Origin of the sequence: Pseudomonas sp. OA65, assembly GCF_017498305.1 — a bacterium.
GTDB lineage: Bacteria > Pseudomonadota > Gammaproteobacteria > Pseudomonadales > Pseudomonadaceae > Aquipseudomonas > Aquipseudomonas zanjanensis.
In genome coordinates this window covers 307,369-326,493 of sequence record NZ_JAGDEZ010000002.1, presented here as the reverse complement: position 1 = coordinate 326,493, position 19,125 = coordinate 307,369, and the positions used below count along the sequence as shown (strand labels likewise).

Below are 19,125 nucleotides of genomic sequence, written 5' to 3'. Positions count from 1 at the left end.
TCAACGACGATGGCGATTGCATCAGCGGCCAGTTCGAATACGCCACCGACCTGTTCGATGAGAGCACCATCGCCCGCTGGGGCCAGCACTTGCTGCACCTGCTCGATGCCATGCTCGACGATGCCACGCAGCCCTTGGCGACCTTGCCGTTGCTTGACAACGCGCAGCGCCGGCAACTGCTGGAAACCTTCAACCCGGCCAGTGTTGCCCTGGATGAAAGCCCGAGCCGCTTCCCGCACGTCGTGTTCGAGGCCCAGGCCAGCCTGACCCCGGACGCCGTGGCGCTGGTCTGCGCCGGCGAGCCCTTGAGCTACGCCGACCTCAACGCCCAGGCCAACCGCGTCGCCCACGGCTTGATCGCACTGGGTGTGCAGCCCGACGATACCGTCGGCCTGTGCGCACGCCGCAGCCCGCACATGCTGATCGGCCTGCTGGGCATCTTGAAAGCGGGGGCGGCCTATGTGCCGCTCGACCCACAGTACCCGGCGCAACGCCTGTCCCACATGCTGACCGACAGCAAGCCGCGGGCCCTGGTCCATCAATCAGGCCTGGACGAATTACCGGTGCCCCAAGGCCTGGCGACGCTGGAACTGGGCAGCGCGGCGTTGGCCCAAGCCCCGACTCTCAACCCTCAAGTGAAAGGGCTGAATTTCAGTCACCTGGCCTACGTGATCTACACCTCCGGCTCCACCGGCTTGCCCAAAGGCGTGATGGTCGAACATCGCGGCTTGCGCAACCTGCTGGACTGGTACCTCGAAGACTTGGCCTTCCATGCCGGCGACGCGGTGCTGCTGGCGTCCTCCTACAACTTCGACCTGACCCAGAAGAACATCCTCGCGCCGCTGATGGTCGGGGCCACGCTGCACCTGGCCGCCGAACCGTTCAACCCTGGCGCCATCGTCGCCCAGGTTGCCGAGGCCGGGATCAGCCACCTCAACATGTCGCCCAGCGCCTTCCACGCCTTGGTGGACGCCGATCGACAGCAAGGCCTCGCCTGCCTGAAACGGGTAGTTCTCGGCGGAGAGCCAATCCAGGTCGCCATGCTGGAAAAACTCCCCCAGCCACGGCCGACGGTGATCAACAGCTACGGCCCCACCGAGTGCAGTGACGTGGTCGCTTGGTACACCGCCGACAGCGACTTGGCGACCTACCGCCACCAATCGATCCCGATTGGCCGGCCGATCCGCAACCTGCAATTACATGTGCTGGACGCTCACGGGCAATTGCTGCCAGTGGGTGTGCCCGGCGAAATCCACATCGGCGGTGTCGGTGTGGCTCGGGGTTACCTCAACCTGCCGCAGCTCAGCAGTGAGCGCTTCATCGCCGACCCGTTCTATGGCAAGGCCGACGCGCGTTTGTACAAGACCGGTGACATCGGTCGCTGGCTGCCGGACGGCACGGTGCAGTACCTGGGACGCAATGATGACCAAGTGAAGATCCGTGGCCTGCGGGTCGAGCTGGGGGAAATCGAAGCCGCCCTCGCCACACTGGCAGGCGTGCGCGAAGCCGCAGTCATTGCCCGCGATCATCAATCTGGCCAGCGCCTGGTGGCCTACCTGTGTGGCGAGCCGGCTAATGCCGGGCAACTGCGTGACGAACTGCTCAAGCGCCTGCCCCAACACATGGTGCCCAGCGCCTTCGTCGTGCTGGACGCCTTGCCACTCACGCCCAATGGCAAGCTCGACCGCCGTGCCCTGCCCGAACCGGACCAGGACGCCTATGCCAGCCGGGCCTTTGAGGCGCCCGAAGGCCGTGTGGAACTGATCATTGCCGGGATCTGGCAAGCCCTGCTGGGTGTCGAGCGCATCGGTCGCCATGACGGCTTTTTCGAGCTTGGCGGGCATTCGCTGATGGCCGTGAGCCTGATCGAACGCCTGCGCGAACAAGGTTTGAACGCGGATGTCCGGGCGATCTTCAGCACCGCGTCCCTCGCCGAGCTGGCCCAGGCCCTGACGCATGCCCCAAGCCCGGCGTTCCAGGCACCGGCCAACCGCATTCCCCTCAAATGCACGGCCCTGACCCCGGACATGCTGCCGTTGGTGGCCCTGACCCCGGATCACCTCGAACGCATCGTCGACGCCATCCCTGGCGGCGTCGCGAACATCCAGGACATCTACCCCCTGGCACCGCTGCAACAGGGCATCCTGTTCCATCATCTGCTCGGGCACGAAGGTGACGCCTACCTGGTGCGCTCGATGCTCGAGTTCGATAACCGCCAGCGCCTCGATGCCTTCATCGCCGCCTTGCAACAGGTGATCGACCGCCACGACATCCTGCGCACCTGCGTGCATTGGGACGGTTTGCCCCAACCGGTGCAGGTGGTACAGCGCCAGGCACGCTTGCCGGTGCACAGCGTTTCCCTCGACAGCCACCAGGACCCGCTCAGCCAGCTCGAAGCCCTGAGCGACCCACGGCAACTGCGCCTGGATCTGCGCCAGGCGCCGCTGATGCGCGCCTGCATTGCCCAGGACCCGCATTCCGAACGCTGGCTGCTGGCACTGCTCAACCATCACATGGCCAGCGACCACGTGACCCTGGAAATCGTCCTGGAAGAAATCCACGCGATCCTCCATGACCAGGGCGAGGGCCTGGCGGCGCCACAACCCTATCGCGACTTCATTGCCCAGGCCCAGGCCATCCCGGCCGACGTCCACGAAGCCTATTTCAGCCGCCGCTTGGCGGAGGTGGATGCACCCACCGCGCCCTTCGATCTGTTGGAGGTACAAGGCGACGGCCGCCACATCGAAGAAGCCAGCATGACGTTGAGCGTCGAGCTCAACCTGCGCCTGCGGGCCCAGGCCCGAGAACGCGGCATCACCCCGGCGACGCTGTTCCATGTCGCCTGGGCGCAGGTGCTGGCCCGCTGCACCGGCCGCGACGACGTGGTGTTCGGGACCGTGGTCGCCGGTCGCCTGCAAGGCTCGGCCGGTGCCGAGCGGGCCTTGGGCGTGTTCATCAACACTCTGCCGGTGCGAGTGCCATTGACCGCCGGCGCCCACGAACAGGTGCTGGCCACTCACCGCGACCTGGTCGAGCTGCTGGCCCACGAACAAGCCTCCCTGGCCCTGGCGCAACGTTGCAGCGGCGTGCCCAGCGCCTTGCCGCTGTTCACCACGTTGCTCAACTACCGGCACCAGCGCGACGACAGCCAATTGCAATGGCCGGGCATGCGCATCCTCGACAGTGCCGAGCGGACCAATTACCCGCTGACCCTGTCGGTCAACGACTACGGCGATGCCCTCGGCCTGACCGTGCAAAGCGTGCGGGCGGTGGACCCGCAGCGTATCTGCGCGCTGATGCAACGGGCCCTGGAGCAACTGGCCCAGGCTTTGATGTACACGCCACGGATCCCGCTCGTGCAACTGGACGTGCTGCCGGCCCAGGAGCGCACCCTGCTGCTGGACACCTTTAACCAGACCGAAGTGGATTACCCGACTGGCCTGTGCATTCAGCAACTGTTCGAAGAACAGGTCCGTCGCACGCCGGATACCTGTGCGTTGCTCGATAGCCGCCAATCCCTCAGTTATGCCGAGCTCAACGCCCAGGCCAATGGCCTGGCCCAGCAGTTGATCGCCGCTGGCGTCCTGCCGGGGGATCTGGTGGCCATCTGCGTCGAACGCGGCGTGGCGATGATCACGGGCCTGCTGGGGATTCTCAAGGCCGGTGGCGCCTACGTGCCACTGGACCCGACCTACCCCGCCGAGCGCCTGGCCGCGATCATCGAGGACGCCAGGCCGCGCCTGTTGCTGGCCGACCCGGTCGGTCGCGCGGCCGTGGGCACCTTGCAGGAAGGCACTCGCTACCTGGCCATCGAGCGGGCACTGGCAACGTCGTCGAGCAACCGCGATCCGCAACCCGATAGCGTCGGTTTAACGCCAGAACACCTGGCCTATGTGATCTACACCTCCGGCTCCACCGGCAAGCCCAAAGGCGTGATGATCGAACACCGCAACCTGGTGAGCTCGACGCTGGCCCGGGGCACAGTGTATGGACCGGCGACCGGCAAGCGCTTCCTGCTGTTGTCGTCGATTGCCTTCGACAGCTCCGTGGCCGGGGTCTTCGGTACGCTGGCCAGTGGCGGCACCTTGTGCATCGCGGATGCCGACACTGCCCGCGATCCCGACGCCATCGCCCGTTTCATCGGCGAACAGGGCGTCACCTCGCTGCTGTGCGTACCGTCCCTGGGCCGCCTGGTGCTGGCAAGCCTTGGCAGCGGCAACGGCCATGGCAGCCTGCAAGAGATGATCGTCGCCGGCGAGGCCTGTCCCGCACAGTTGGTGCAGGCCTGTACCGCGCTGGAACCGGCGATCGCCTTGTACAACGAATACGGCCCCACCGAAGCCACCGTCTGGACCACAGTGCACCGCTGCACTGCCGAGGACCTGGGCACGGTGCCCATCGGGCGAGCGATTCCCAACAGTCGCTTGTATGTGCTCGACGAACAGCGCCAACCGGTGCCGCTCGGCGTGCCGGGTGAACTCTACGTGGGCGGCGCCGGGGTTGCCCGCGGTTATCTGGATCGGACGGCACTGAACGCCGAACACTTCCTCAGCGACCCGTTCGCCCCAGGGGACGAACCACGGATGTACCGCACCGGTGACTTGGTGCGCCTGCGCGCCGATGGGGTGGTCGAGTTCCTCGGACGCAACGACCAGCAGGTCAAGATTCGCGGTTTCCGTATCGAACCCGGCGAGATCGAGGCCTTGATGTTGACCCTGCCAGGGGTGCGCGAGGCGGCAGTCATCGCTCGCGAGGACACACCAGGGGCTACGCGTCTGGTGGCTTACCTGAGTGTCGAACCGCACCTGGCCGGCCGTAATGCCAGCAGCACGCTACGGCCCTACCTGACCTCGCAATTGCCGGACTACATGGTCCCGGCGGCGTTCGTAGTCGTCGAGCACCTGCCGCTGAGCCCCAACGGCAAGCTGGACCGCCGCGCCCTGCCCGCGCCCGGCAATGACGATTTTGCCCGCCGTCAGTACGAAGCGCCCAACGGTGAAACCGAGACACTCCTGGCACAGATCTGGACCGATCTGCTGGGCCTGGAACGGATCGGCCGGCACGACGATTTCTTCGAACTCGGCGGTCACTCGCTGCTGGCGGTGCAAGTCACGCTCCGGGCGCGAGAAACCTTCGGCGTCGAAGTTCCCCTCAGAGGGTTGTTTGAACATCCGTCGCTGCTGGACCTGGCCGACCTGATCAACACCTTGCAACTGGCCCAGTACGAGTCGGATGAATTGCTCGACCTGCAACAAGAAATGGCTTCGCTGTCTGAAAGCGAACTGCTCGCTATCGTCTCCAAGGATGCTTAATAAATTGAACGTACATAACGATAGTCTCGACCAGTTGAAACGTGCCGCACTGCTGCGACTGCTCAAGCAACGCGGCGCGACGCGGGTCATCGAAACCGTTGCCGACGACCTGCCCCATGTCGACCGCGACGCTCCGCTGGCGCTGTCGTTCGCCCAGCAGCGACTGTGGTTTCTCGACCAGTTGGACCCGACCGCCAGCGCCGCCTATCACATGCCCGCCTCGTTGTCGCTGCAGGGTGCCCTCGATCAGGCCGCCCTCAAGGCTGCCCTCGATCGCCTGGTGGCGAGACACGAAAGCCTGCGAACCACCTTCCGCCGCGAGGGCGAGCAGCCGGTGCAAGTCATCGCCCCGGTCGATTGCGGCTTCAGCCTTGTGACCCATGACCTGCGCCACCTATCCCGGGAGCAGGCCGAGACCGAGGCCGCGCACCTGAGCGAAAACGCCGCCGCAGCGCCGTTCGATCTGCTACGCGGGCCGCTGATACGCGGCACCCTGCTGCGCCTGGCCGACGACGAGCACCGGCTGCTGATTACCCAGCACCACATCATCTCGGACGGCTGGTCCATCGGCATCCTGGTCAAGGAATTCGCCAGTTTGTACCTGGCGTTCAGCGCCGGGCAGCCTGATCCGCTGCCGCCGCTGACCCGGCAATACGCCGACTACGCGGCCTGGCAACGCCAGCATCTGGACGGCGAACGCCTGGCCCAACAAGTGGAGTTCTGGCGTGCCCACCTGGCCGGCGCCCCGGCCCTGCTTTCGCTGCCGACCGACCGGGCCCGCCCGGCGGTGCAGAGCTATCGCGGTGAAACCTTGGGCTTCGACCTGCCGGCATCGCTGTCCGCCGCCATCGTCCAGTTCGCCCAGTCCCGCGCGGCGACCCCGTTCATGACCTTGATGGCCGCCTGGGCGGTCTTGCTGGCGCGCATCAGCGGCCAACAGGACCTGGTGATCGGCACCGTCGCCGCCAACCGCGACCGCCACGACGTACAGGCGCTGATCGGCTTCTTCGTAAACACCCTGGCCCTGCGCGTGCGCCTGGACGCCAACCCGACCCTTGACCAGGTATTGCAGCAGGTCAAGGAACTGATGCTGGACTCCTCGACCCGGCAGGACACCCCGTTCGAACTGGTGGTCGAGGCCCTCAAGCCGCCGCGCAGCGCCAGCTACAGCCCCGTGTTTCAGACCATGCTCTACACCAATGCCGGAGGCGCCGGCGGCCAGTTGCAATTGCCCGGGCTGAACCTGGAATTCCTGCCGTCGCGCAAGGACAACACCCAGCACGACCTGTCCTTGCACATCGACGAAGGCGGCCCGAACCTGTCCTGCAGCCTGTCGTATTCCACCGCGTTGTTCGACGCCGCCACCGTCGAACGCCTCGCCGCGCGCTTCGAGCGCCTGTTGCGCTGCTTCACCGACGCCCCGGACACCCGTCTCGGTGCACTGGAACTGGACCCGACCCAGGCCTTGCCCGAGGTCGAGGCCCTGGTGCCTGTGCCGGAACGGCTGCCGCTGTCCTTTCACCAGGAGCGGATGTGGTTCGTCGACACCTTCGAAACCGGTTACCTGTACGACGCCAACCCGGTCTACCACAACATTGCGTTGCTGCTGGAGCTGACCGGCGAAATCAATCAACCGGCCCTGCAAACCGCCCTCGACGGCTTGCTGGCCCGCCACAATATCCTGCGCTGCCGAGTGTTGAGCGACGGTAGCCGTGCCTGGCAGCAATTCGACGGCCCGGCCAGCCTGGCGCTCGAACGGATCCAGGGTAACCCTGACGATCTGGCAGCCCAGGCCCTGGCCGAAACGCGCCGCCCATTGACCATGGACGGCGGTAGCCTGGTGCGCGCGACCCTGGTACGGGGGGACGAACACAACGCCATCCTGGCCATTGCCGTGCACCACTTGCTGGCCGACCGCAATTCCATGCAGTTGCTCAAGCGCGACCTGCTGGCCCTCTATGAAGCCGCCTGCGCCGAACGCAGCGCCGAGTTGCCAGCATTGCCATTGAGCTATGGCGACTTTGCCGCCTGGCAACGCCAGCTGCCGGCCACCGTGCTGGAAAACCTGCGCGCCTACTGGGCCTATCAACTGCGCGGCAAGCTGCAAGCCCTGGAGCTACCCCTGAATCGCCCCCGGGCGGCGGTGCACGTGTTTGCCGAAGCCACCCACGGCTTCACCCTCGAACCCGCGCTGGTACGGCGCCTTGAAGCCTTGGCCCGAGAAGTCGGCGTGAGCAGTGACAGCCTGGCCTTGAGCGCATTCACCGCGCTGTTGCGCCGCTACGCCGGCCACGATGAACTGGTGATCGGCACCACGGCCGCCTGCCGCGAACCGGCCCTGCAGGATGTCGTCGGGCCGCTGGACAACCTGCTGGTCATGCGCGGCCAGTGCGACAGCAACACGACCTTGCAACAGCTTTGGGAACAGACCGCCAACAACCTGACCCAGGGCCTGCGGCACCGGCACATGCAGTTCGACCAACTGGTGCTGGCCCTCAATCCGGCCAAGGACATGAGCCGTACCGCGCTGTTCGACGTGCTCTTCAATTTCCAGCGCAGCGCCGACCGCAACACACCGGTGGCGGGCCTGGCGGTCACGACCTTGGAAACCAACCTGGGTTACGGCAAGAACGACCTGCACCTGCTGATCACGGCCGATGCATCACAGTGGGCCGGGCACCTGGTGTACAACGCGGAGTTCTTCGACGCGGCGTTCATCCAGCAACTGATGCGTCATTACGTGCGCCTGCTGGAAGCCTTCGTCGAGGACTCGCAGCAGCGTGTCGATGACGTCCCGCTGCTGGATGTCGCCGAACGCCAACGGCAGATCCTCGATTTCAACGACAGCGAAGCGGCCTGGCCCGACACCCTGACCTTGCATCAGATTTTCGAGGAACAGGCGCGCCAATACCCGGAGCGCATCGCCGTCAATCTGGGCGAGGAGCGGCTGAGCTATCGACAGCTCAACGAGCAGGCCAACCGCCTCGCCCGTCGCCTGCGAGCGGCTGGCGTGCAGCCCCAAGAGCTGGTGGCCATCGCCCTGGAGCGCTCGGTACAAATGATCGTCGCCACCCTCGCGGTGCTCAAGGCCGGGGGTGCCTACGTGCCCATCGATCCGAGTTCGCCTCAAGAGCGCATCGCCTACGTACTGGGCGACAGCGGCGCACGCAAGGCCATCGCTTGCCAGGGCACGGGCCCGGCGTTGCAGGCCCTGGGCATTGAAGTCTTCGATACCGCCACGGACAGCGGCATCAGCGCCGACAACCTGCCCAACCTCAACGCGGCAAACCATCTCTGCTACGTGATATACACCTCGGGTTCCACCGGCGAACCCAAGGGCGCGTTGCTCGAACACCGCAACGTCGTGCGCCTGCTGCACAACAATCGGCTGGACTTCCAGTTCAGTGCCGACGATGTCTGGTCGTTGTTCCACTCCAATGCCTTCGATTTCTCGGTCTGGGAAATCTTCGGCGCCCTGCTCTACGGCGCGCGCCTGAGCCTGGTGCCCGAGGCCCTGCGCCGCGATCCGGAGGAGCTGCTGGGTTTCCTTGAAAGCGAGCAAGTGACGGTGCTGAACCAGACACCGTCGGCGTTCCTGCAACTCAGCGCCGCCGCCGTCTCGACGCCACAGGTGCGCCTGGAACGCTTGCGCTATGTGATCTTCGGTGGCGAGAGCCTGGAACCGGGCAAGCTCGACGCCTTCCACCGTGCCTTCGGACATGTGGCACTGGTGAACATGTACGGCATCACCGAGACCTGCGTGCACGTGACCTACAAGGCCATTGGCGCGGCGGACATCGCCGCCGGCATCTCCAATGTCGGGCGGCCGATTCCGACCACCGTGGCCTACGTGCTCGATGCTCATCAGCGGCTGCTGCCGGTGGGCGTGTCCGGGGAAATCTGTGTCGGCGGGCTGGGTGTGGGTCGTGGTTACCTGAACCGTCCGGCCTTGAGCGCCGAGCGTTTCATTGCCGACCCGTTCCGGCCCGGCGAGCGCCTGTATCGTTCCGGGGACCTGGGCAAGCTCTTGGACAACGGTGAAATCGTGCACCTGGGCCGAATCGACGCCCAGGTGAAGATTCGCGGTTTCCGCATCGAACTGGGGGAGATCGAAGCCAAGCTGCTGGCCTGTGACGGTGTGCGCGAAGCGCGGGTATTGGCCCGCGAGGACGCGACCCAGGGCAAGCGCCTGATCGCCTACCTGATCCCTGAAACGGGTTCGGTGCTGCACGTAGCAGCATTGCGCAAGCAGTTAGGCGCCACACTGCCCGACTACATGATCCCCAGTGCGTTTGTCAGCCTGCCGGCCTACCCACTCACAGCCAACGGCAAGCTGGACCAGGACGCGCTGCCGGCACCGAGCCTGGACGCCATGTCCGAGCGCGGTTATGCCGCGCCGCAAGGGCCCACCGAAATAGCCCTGGCGCAGATTTTCCAGGAACTGCTGGGCCTGGAACGGGTGGGACGCAGCGACAGTTTCTTTGAATTGGGAGGCCACTCGCTGCTGGCCGCGCAACTGGTTTCCCGGGTCCGCCAGCAATTGGGCGGCGAGCTGATGCTGCGCGAACTGTTCAGCCATCCCTCCGTGGAGGAATTGGCAAGAGTCGTGGGCGGGCTGCGCAACCTCGGCACCGAGACCATCGGCCTGGCAGACCGCAACGCGCCCCTGGCATTGTCGTTTGCCCAGCAACGCTTGTGGTTCCTCGACCAGCTCGACGCTGGCGCGGGCAGCGCGTATCACATGCCCGCCGCCCTGCTGCTGCGCGGCGAACTCGATCAGGCCGCGCTCAAGGCGGCGCTGGATCGCCTGGTGGCGCGTCACGAGAGCCTGCGCACCACCTTCGAACTCCGTGGCGAGCATCCGGTGCAAATCATCGCCGCGCCAGACTGCGGCTTTGCCCTCGGCGAACAGGACCTGCGCGCGCTGCCCTATGAGCAGGCCAGCCTCAGCGCGGCCCGTATCGGCAACAGCGAAGCCCTGGCACCGTTCGACCTGGCCCGGGGCCCGCTGATCCGCGGCCGCCTGCTGCGCCTGGCCGACGATGAGCACATCCTGCTGATCACCCAACACCACATCATCTCCGACGGCTGGTCGGTCGGTGTCCTGGTCAGGGAGCTGGCCGCTCTCTACCAGGCCTTCAGCCAAGACCAGGCCGACCCGTTGCCTGCCCTGCCGATCCAATACGCCGACTATGCGGCCTGGCAACACCTGGCCCTGAACGGCGAACGCCTCAACCGCCAGGCGGACTTCTGGCGCGAGCACCTCGGCGGCGCCCCGGCCTTGCTGTCCTTGCCCACCGACCGCCCGCGTCCGGCGATGCAGAGCTATCGCGGCGGCGACGTCCCGGTGGCGATCGCCCCGGCCTTGCGCGAACGCCTGGAACGCTTCTGCCAACAGCACAACGTCACCTTGTTCATGGCGTTGCTCAGCGCCTGGTCGGTGCTCATGGCGCGCCTGGGTAACGAGCGCGACGTGGTCATCGGTGTGCCGACCGCCAACCGCGGGCGCACCGAAACCGAAAACCTCATCGGTTTCTTCGTCAACACCCTGGCCCTGCGGGTGAACCTGACGGATAACCCGAGCGTGCTAACGCTGCTCGAACAGATCAAACAAACGACGCTGGCGGCCTACGAAAACCAGGACATTCCGTTCGAACAAGTCATCGAAGCCGTGCAACCTCCGCGTTCGCTGAGCCACAACCCGCTGTGCCAGGTCGCCCTGTCGCTGGACAACACCCCGGGCGGCGGTGAACTGAGCCTGCCCGGGCTGACCCTGATGCCTGTGGCCCAGGCCCATGAAACCGCGCAATTCGACCTGATGCTGACCCTGGGCAACAACGGCGGCACTCTGGCAGGAGTGATCGAATACGCCAGCGACCTGTTTGACCGTGCCACCGTGGAGCGTTTTGCCCAGCATTTCCAAACGCTGCTGGAGGCGCTGGTCGAAGCGGATGAACAGCCGGTGCTCAGCCTGCCGTTGCTCAGCCCGGCACAGCGCCAGGCCTCGCCGGCGACGCTGCCGCCCAAGGCAATCTGCGCTGCCGGGTGGCTGATCCACCAGCGCTTCGAACAATTCGCCGCCGCTCACCCCCAGGCCATCGCCTTGGTGTTTGGCGAACAGCAACTGAGCTATCAAGACCTCAACCGCCGGGCCAACCGCATCGCCCAGGCGTTGCTCGCCCAGGGCGTACGCCCTGATGACCGAGTCGCGATCCTGGCCCGGCGCGGGGTGGAAATGGTCTGCGCGGTATTGGCCGTGCTCAAGGCCGGCGGTGCGTACGTGCCGCTGGACCCGGCCTACCCCAGCGAACGCCTCGGCTATCTGCTGGCGGACAGCGCGCCGGTGGCCTTGTTGGCGCAATCGGCCTGCCTCGACGCCTTGCCTGAACATCAAGTGCCGGTGGTGGACTTGGACGATTACGTTGCCGCCGATGATCGAGCCGATGCATCCCTGGACCACAACCCCGATGCCGATACCCTGGGCCTGACGTCGCGGCACCTGGCCTACGTCATCTACACCTCGGGTTCCACCGGGCTGCCCAAGGGCGTGCTGGTGGAACACGGCAATGTCGCGCGGCTGTTCGACACCACCGCCGGGCTGTTCGACTTCGGCCGCGACGATGTCTGGACCCTGTTCCATTCCTTTGCCTTCGATTTCTCGGTCTGGGAAATCTGGGGCGCGCTGAGCTACGGCGGCAAGTTGGTGATCGTCCCCAGCGAGGTGGCGCGTTCGCCCGATGATTTCTATGGGCTGGTCTGCCAGCAGCAGGTCACGGTCCTGAACCAGACGCCGAGCGCCTTCCGCCAGTTCATCGAAGCCCGCGGGCGCAGCGACCAGGAACATGCCCTGCGGGAGGTAATCTTCGGCGGCGAGGCCTTGGATTTCCGCAGCCTGCGGCCCTGGACCGCGCGCACCGCCCTGTCGCGCACCCGTCTGGTGAACATGTACGGAATCACCGAAATCACCGTGCACGCCACGTATTACCCGATCAGCCAAATGGAAATCGACAGTGGCGCACCCAGCCTGATCGGTCCGCCGCTGCCCGACCTGTGCCTGCGCATCCTCGACGAGTACCAGCAACCGGTGCCGGTGGGCGTCAATGGCGAGATCTACATCGGCGGCGCGGGGGTGGCCCGGCATTACCTGAACCGCGATGCTCTCAATGCCGAGCGGTTCATCAACGATCCCTATGCCGCAACGCCCGGCGCACGCTTGTATCGCACCGGTGACATCGCCCGCTACCGCGCCGACGGCGGTGTCGTCTACGTGGGCCGCAACGATTCGCAGATCAAGATCCGTGGTTTCCGCATCGAGCTGGGGGAAATCGAAGCCCAACTGCTGGCCCTGCCGCAGGTGCGCGAAGCCCTGGTGATCGTGCGTGAGGACTCGCCCGGCGACAAACGCCTGGTGGCGTACCTGATCGCCGATGACGGCGTCGTGCTCGAGTCTTCGGCCTTGCGTAGCCAACTGGCCGGCGTGCTGGCCGAACACATGCTGCCCAGCGCCTTCGTGACCCTGGACGCCTGGCCGTTGACCACCAACGGCAAGCTGGACCGCAATGCCTTGCCGGCGCCGGATTTGTCCGCCGCCGCGAGCCAGCACTACGAAGCGCCCCTGGGCGACATCGAACGCACCCTGGCCAACGCCTGGCAGGAACTGCTCGGGGTTGAACGGGTGGGTCGCCAGGATCACTTCTTCGAACTGGGGGGCCACTCGTTCCTGGTCATCAGCCTGATCGAGCGCCTGCGCCAGGCCGACCTGCAATTGGATGTTCGCACGGTGTTTGCCGCGCCGACCCTCAAGGCCATGGCCACGGTCCTGGCCGGTGGCAGCAACGCCCAGCGGGTCGTCCCGGCCAACCTGATCCCGGCCGACTGCACGGCCATTGAACCGCAGATGCTGCCGCTGGTGGCCCTCACCCAGGGGGAAATCGAGCAGATCGTCGCCGACGTGCCTGGCGGGGCCGCCAACGTGCAGGACATCTACCCGCTGTCGTCGCTGCAGGAAGGCATCCTGTTCCACCACTTGCTGCAGGCCGAAGGCGATGCCTACCTGATGCGCACCGTGGTGACGTTCAGCCGTCGCCAGGTGCTCGACGACTTCCTCGCCGCCGTGCAAGTGGTCATCGACCGACATGACATCCTACGCACGGCCCTGCGCTGGCACGGCTTGCCGCAGCCGGTGCAAGTGGTGCATCGCCAGGCACAACTGCCGGTGGTGACGTTGGACTGTTTCCCCGGCGAAGACGCCCTGCGGATCCTGCGCGAACATACCGACACCCATCACTTGCGACTCGACTTGCAGCGCGCGCCGCTGATCGCGGCGTACATCATCTACGACGAGCCCCAGGCCCAATGGCTGCTGGCGTTGCTCGACCATCACCTGGTCAGCGATAACGTCACCTTGCGCCTGATCATGCTGGAAATTCAGGCGATCCTGGCCGGTCAGGCCGACAGCCTGCCGCCCTCCCAGCCTTACCGTAACTTCATTGCCCAGGCCGCCAGCGTGTCCCAGGCCGATCACGAAGCTTATTTCCGCCGCTTGCTGGCCGATGTCGACGCCACCACCGCGCCTTACGGCGTGCTGGATGTACGAGGCAACGGCGCCGGGATCAAGCGCGCCGTGAAACACCTGGGCGACGCGCTCAGCGCCCAGGTGCATCGCATGGCACGCCAGCAAGGCGTGCCCACCTCCGTGCTGTTCCATGCGGCCTGGGGCCTGGTGGTGGCGGCAACCAGCGGACGCGACGACGGGATCTTCGGCACGGTGCTGTCGGGCCGATCCCAAGGCACCGCCGGTGCCGACCACGCATTGGGAATGTTCATCAACACCCTGCCGATGCGCATTCGCCTGCAGCAAAACACCGTCGGCGACATTGTCCGCGACGCCTACCAGCAACTGAGTGAACTGCTGACCCACGAACAGGCCTCCCTGGCCCTGGCCCAGCGTTGCAGTGCGGTGGATACCTCGTTGCCCTTGTTCACGGTGATCCTCAACTGCCGCCATGGCGACTTGGTCAACGCCTCCGGGGAAAACGTCGAGGACATGGGCGACCACGAAGGCATGCATTTCATCGCCTCCGAAACCCGCACCAACTACCCCATCGAAATTGCCGTGGCGAATGTGGGCGACGGGTTCTCCCTGACCGCCCAATCCATCACCGGCATCGACCCGCAACGTATCGCCGCGTACCTGGCACAGGCCGTCACCACATTGGTCGACGCCCTTGAAAAAACTCCGGAACGCCTCGCCAGCCAACTGGACGTACTGCCCGCCAGCGAACGGCAATTGCTGCTGACGGACTTCAACCGCACCGCCAGCGATTTCGGCGCCGCGCAACCGATCCATCAGCTGTTCGAAACCCAAGTCCAGGCCAACCCCGACGCCGTGGCCCTGATCTGCGAAGAACAGCAACTGACCTACCGCCAGCTCAATCGCCGCGCCAACCACCTGGCCCGGCAGTTGCTCGCCCTCGGCGTCGAGCCCGACCAGCGTGTCGCCGTCTGCGCCGAGCGCAGCCTGGACATGATCGTCGGCCTGCTCGGCGTGCTCAAGGCTGGCGCCGCCTACGTGCCCATCGACCCGGCCCATCCTGCCGAACGCATGGCTTTCATGCTCAACGACAGTCAGCCACGGGCGTTGGTGACCCAGTCGGCCTTGTCGTTGCCAGCCGGCGAACTCCCGCTGCTGTTGCTCGATACCCCTGAATCGCAGCAAGCGGCGGATGACGTTGATTGCGATGCGAATCCGCAGGTACCCGGCCTCACCGCCGAGCAGCTGGCCTATGTGATCTACACCTCCGGTTCCACCGGCCAGTCCAAGGGTGTGATGGTCGAGCACCGTTCGGTGTTCAACTTCTGGCAGGTGCTCCGCCGCACCACCCACCAGCACTGCCCGAGCCCGGCCACCGTGGCGCTGAATGCCGGGTTCTTCTTCGACATGTCGATCAAGGGCATCGCCCAGCTGTTCTCTGGCCACCGGCTGGTGATCATCCCGCAACTGATCCGTGCCAGCGGCCATGAACTACTGGACTTCCTCGAACAGCACCAGGTGCACGCCTTCGACTCCACGCCGTCGCAGCTCGACACCCTGCTCGCCGCCGGCCTGCTCGAACGCAGCAGCTACCAGCCGGTGAGCGTGCTGCTCGGCGGCGAAGCGATCAATGCCGCGACCTGGACGAAGTTGCGCAACTGCCCGAGCATCCGCTTCTACAACATGTACGGTCCGACCGAGTGCACAGTGGACGCCACCATCGACCTGATCCGTGATCTCGGCGAACGCCCGAGCATTGGTCGGCCGATTGCCAACGTCCAGGTGCATGTGCTCGATGCCCGCGGTGAACCGACGCCGTTGGGCGTGGCCGGTGAACTGCACATTGGCGGCGCCGGCGTGGCCCGGGGTTACCTGAACCGGCCCGAGCTGAGCGCCGAGCGCTTTATTGCCGACCCGTTCAGCACCGCGCCGAACGCGCGGCTGTACAAGACCGGCGACCTCGGGCGTTGGCTGGCCGACGGCACGCTGGAGTACCTGGGGCGCAATGACTTCCAGGTGAAGATCCGTGGCTTCCGTATCGAGTTGGGGGAGATTGAAAACGCCCTGGTGGCCTACCCGGGTATCCGCGAGGCCGTGGTCATAGCCCGGGAGGACAGCCAAGGCGATGGGGACAGCAAGCGGCTGGTCGCCTATGTCTGCGGTGAACCGGTCCCGGCCGAGCAATTGCGTAGCGCGTTGCTGAGCGGCCTGCCGGAGTACATGGTGCCCAGCGCCTTCGTCCACCTCGATGCCCTGCCCCTGACCGCCAACGGCAAGCTCGACCGCCGCGCCTTGCCGGCCCCTGGGCAGGACTCCCTGGCCAGCAGAACCTACGAGGCGCCCCAGGGCGACACCGAAATCGCCATTGCCGAGATCTGGAAAGGTTTGCTGCACCTGGACCAGGTCGGCCGTCACGACGGCTTCCTTGAACTCGGTGGCCATTCGCTGCTCGCCGTGCAACTGCTGTCGCGGCTGCGGCGCAAGCTGGGCGCACGGCTGACCTTGCGCGAACTGTTCGACGCGCCGACCGTGCGTGGCCTCGCCGCCCTGGTTCACGCGACCTCGCCCACCCAGGCCGTGTCGATCCCCTTGGCCAATCGCGCCGGACGCCTGCCGTTGTCCTTCTCGCAACAGCGGTTGTGGTTCCTCGATCATTTGGACCACGCGGCGGGCGCGGCCTATCACCTGCCGCTGGCCTTGAGCCTGAAGGGAACACTGGACAAAACCGCATTGCAAGCGACCCTCGACCGCCTGGTGGCGCGTCATGAAACCTTGCGCACGCGGTTCGAGTTGGTGGACGACGAGCCCTTGCAAAAAATCGCGCCGGCCGACTACGGCTTCCGACTGGAACAGCAGGACCTGCGCACGATCGCCCCCGCTGAGCGCCAAGCCACGCTCGAACATCTCGGCCAGATCAACGCCACGCAGTTGTTCGACTTGCACAGCGGCCCCCTGCTGCGCGGCCACCTGGTGCAATTGGCCGATGACGAACATGTGCTGTTCATCACCTTGCACCACATCGTTTCCGACGGTTGGTCCAACAGCGTGCTGGCCCGTGAGGTCAGCGTGCTCTACAACGCCTTCACCCAAGGCCAGAAAGACCCGTTGCCGCCCCTGGCGTTGCAGTACGTGGACTATGCCGCCTGGCAACGACAATCCCTTGAAGGCCCGGCGCTGCAAGCGCAAATCGACTTCTGGCGGCAACACCTGGAAGGCGCGCCCGTGCTGCTGAACCTGCCACTGGACCGTCCTCGCCCGGCGATCCAGCGCTATACCGGCGGCATCATCGAGTGCGGCTTTTCACCCGCCCTCAGCGCCGACCTGCGTACGTTCAGCCAGGCCCGGGGCACCACGTTGTTCATGGTCTTGCTAGCGGGTTGGTCGGTGCTGATGAGTCATCTGAGCGGCCAACACGATGTGGTGGTCGGCACGCCGGTGGCCAACCGTCAGCGGCCGGAGCTGGAAGCATTGATCGGTTTCTTCGCCAACACCCTGGCGTTGCGAGTCACCACCGAGCGCGACACCCGCGTCGACGAACTGCTGGGGCGAATCAAGGACCTGACCCTGGCTGCGTACAATCACCAGGACCTGCCTTTCGAGCAGGTGGTGAGCGCCTTGCAACCGACGCGCAGCATGAGCCACAGCCCGTTGTTCCAGGTGATGTTGAGCCTGGACAACACGCCACCGGCGCCGCTGCAACTGCCAGGGCTTGAGGTGCAAACCCTGGCCAGCCCCCACAACACCACGCAGTTCGACCTGTCACTGTCGCTGATCGACAATGGCGAGCGCATCGGTGGCAGCCTGCAATACGCCAACGATCTGTTCGACATCGCCACCGTGCAGAACATCGCCGGACTCTTTGCCAGCGTCTTGGAAAACCTGGTGAGCGATCCACAGCAGTCCATCGGCCAGTTGTTGCAAAACACGCCGCCGCTGGTGCGCTCGGCCAATGCCATCGTCCAACCCGCCACTGTCGAAGACGGCCCTGCGCCGTTGCCTTATGAAGCGCCTCAAGGCGACACCGAGATCGCCATTGCGGCCCTCTGGCAGGACCTGTTCAAACAGGAGCGAATCAGTCGCCACGACGATTTCTTCAGCCTCGGCGGCATTTCGCTGATGGCGGTGCAAATGGCCTCTCGCCTGCGCAAAGTCCTCGGTAAACCGATCGCCGTGCGCGACCTGTTCGTCGAGCCGACCATTGCCGGTTTCGCCAGGACCCTCGACGGCCAGTCTCGACCGGGCGCCCAGCGCAATCTGGTGCCGATCCGCCGTACCGGTTCCCAGCGGCCGTTGTATCTGGTCCATCCCTTGGGCGGCGAAGTGCAATATGCGCGGGATCTGGCCCCGGTGCTCGATCCCCAGGTACCGATCTATGGCTTGGCCGCCAGTGGCTTGGTGGCGGGCGAGGCACCGCTGTCCGATGTGCCCGCCATGGCGACGCGTTACCTGACCGCCATCCGTCAGGTCCAACCACAAGGTCCGTACCGGATCGCCGGCTGGTCGGCCGGTGGCCTGATCGCCTATGAAATGGCCCGTCAACTGCAAGCCGGTGGTGAGGCCGTGGAGTTCCTCGGCATCATCGATGCGTCGGCGCGCCCGGATCCGGTGCCTGAACAATCGATCAGTGAAGCGCAGTTCCTGATGGCCTGGCTGCCCGAGCAGATCGATCCCGGGTTGTTGCGGCAACTGAACGTGCTGGCGGAACACTCGGACATCGACGCCATGCTGACACTGTGCATCAGCCACCGTCTGCTACCGGAGGAGTTGCCTCACGACATCGACGCCGCCCTGCTGCGCACGCATCTGCAAGTGGCTTATCGGATGCGACTGGCCATCGGCGCCTACGTCAGCCCACCCAGCCCGCTCAAGGTGTCGCTGTTCACCGCGAGCGAACAGCAACGCAGCGACCCGACCCTGGGCTGGCGTGGGTTGCTGGCCGACCAGGTGAGCGTGACGCCACTGCCCGGCACCCACAACACGTTGGTCAAGGCACCCCATGTGGCCAAGCTGGGCGAGGCGATGTCCCTGGCTTTGAAAGCAGTCGCCACGTCATAACCGGTTTGGGCTGTCCTGCGAGCGATTCGCTGGGCAGCCCAGGATGTGGGAGACGGCCCACCGCTTTCGCGAGCAAGCCCGCTCCCACAGGGAATCTGGGTGTTGATGGAATTTGGTAATTCACCACAAGCCCCTTGTGGGAGCGGGCTTGCTCGCGAAGGCGGCGGCACATTCGGCATCGTTGCAAGCTGACCCACCGCTATCGCGAGCAGGCTCGCTCCCACA

General features: G+C 65.5%; 2 protein-coding genes. Both read left to right on the top strand.

Going from position 1 to position 19,125, the window contains the following annotated elements:
• Positions 1-5,312: non-ribosomal peptide synthetase (locus J3361_RS02950; protein ID WP_207962375.1), on the top strand; the 5,312-nt coding region annotated here is incomplete at its 5' end.
• Between the two features lie 4 nt (positions 5,313-5,316).
• Positions 5,317-18,900, top strand: coding sequence for a non-ribosomal peptide synthetase (locus tag J3361_RS02945; protein ID WP_207962370.1), 13,584 nt, complete (start codon positions 5,317-5,319; stop codon positions 18,898-18,900).
• Positions 18,901-19,125 lie beyond the last annotated feature (225 nt).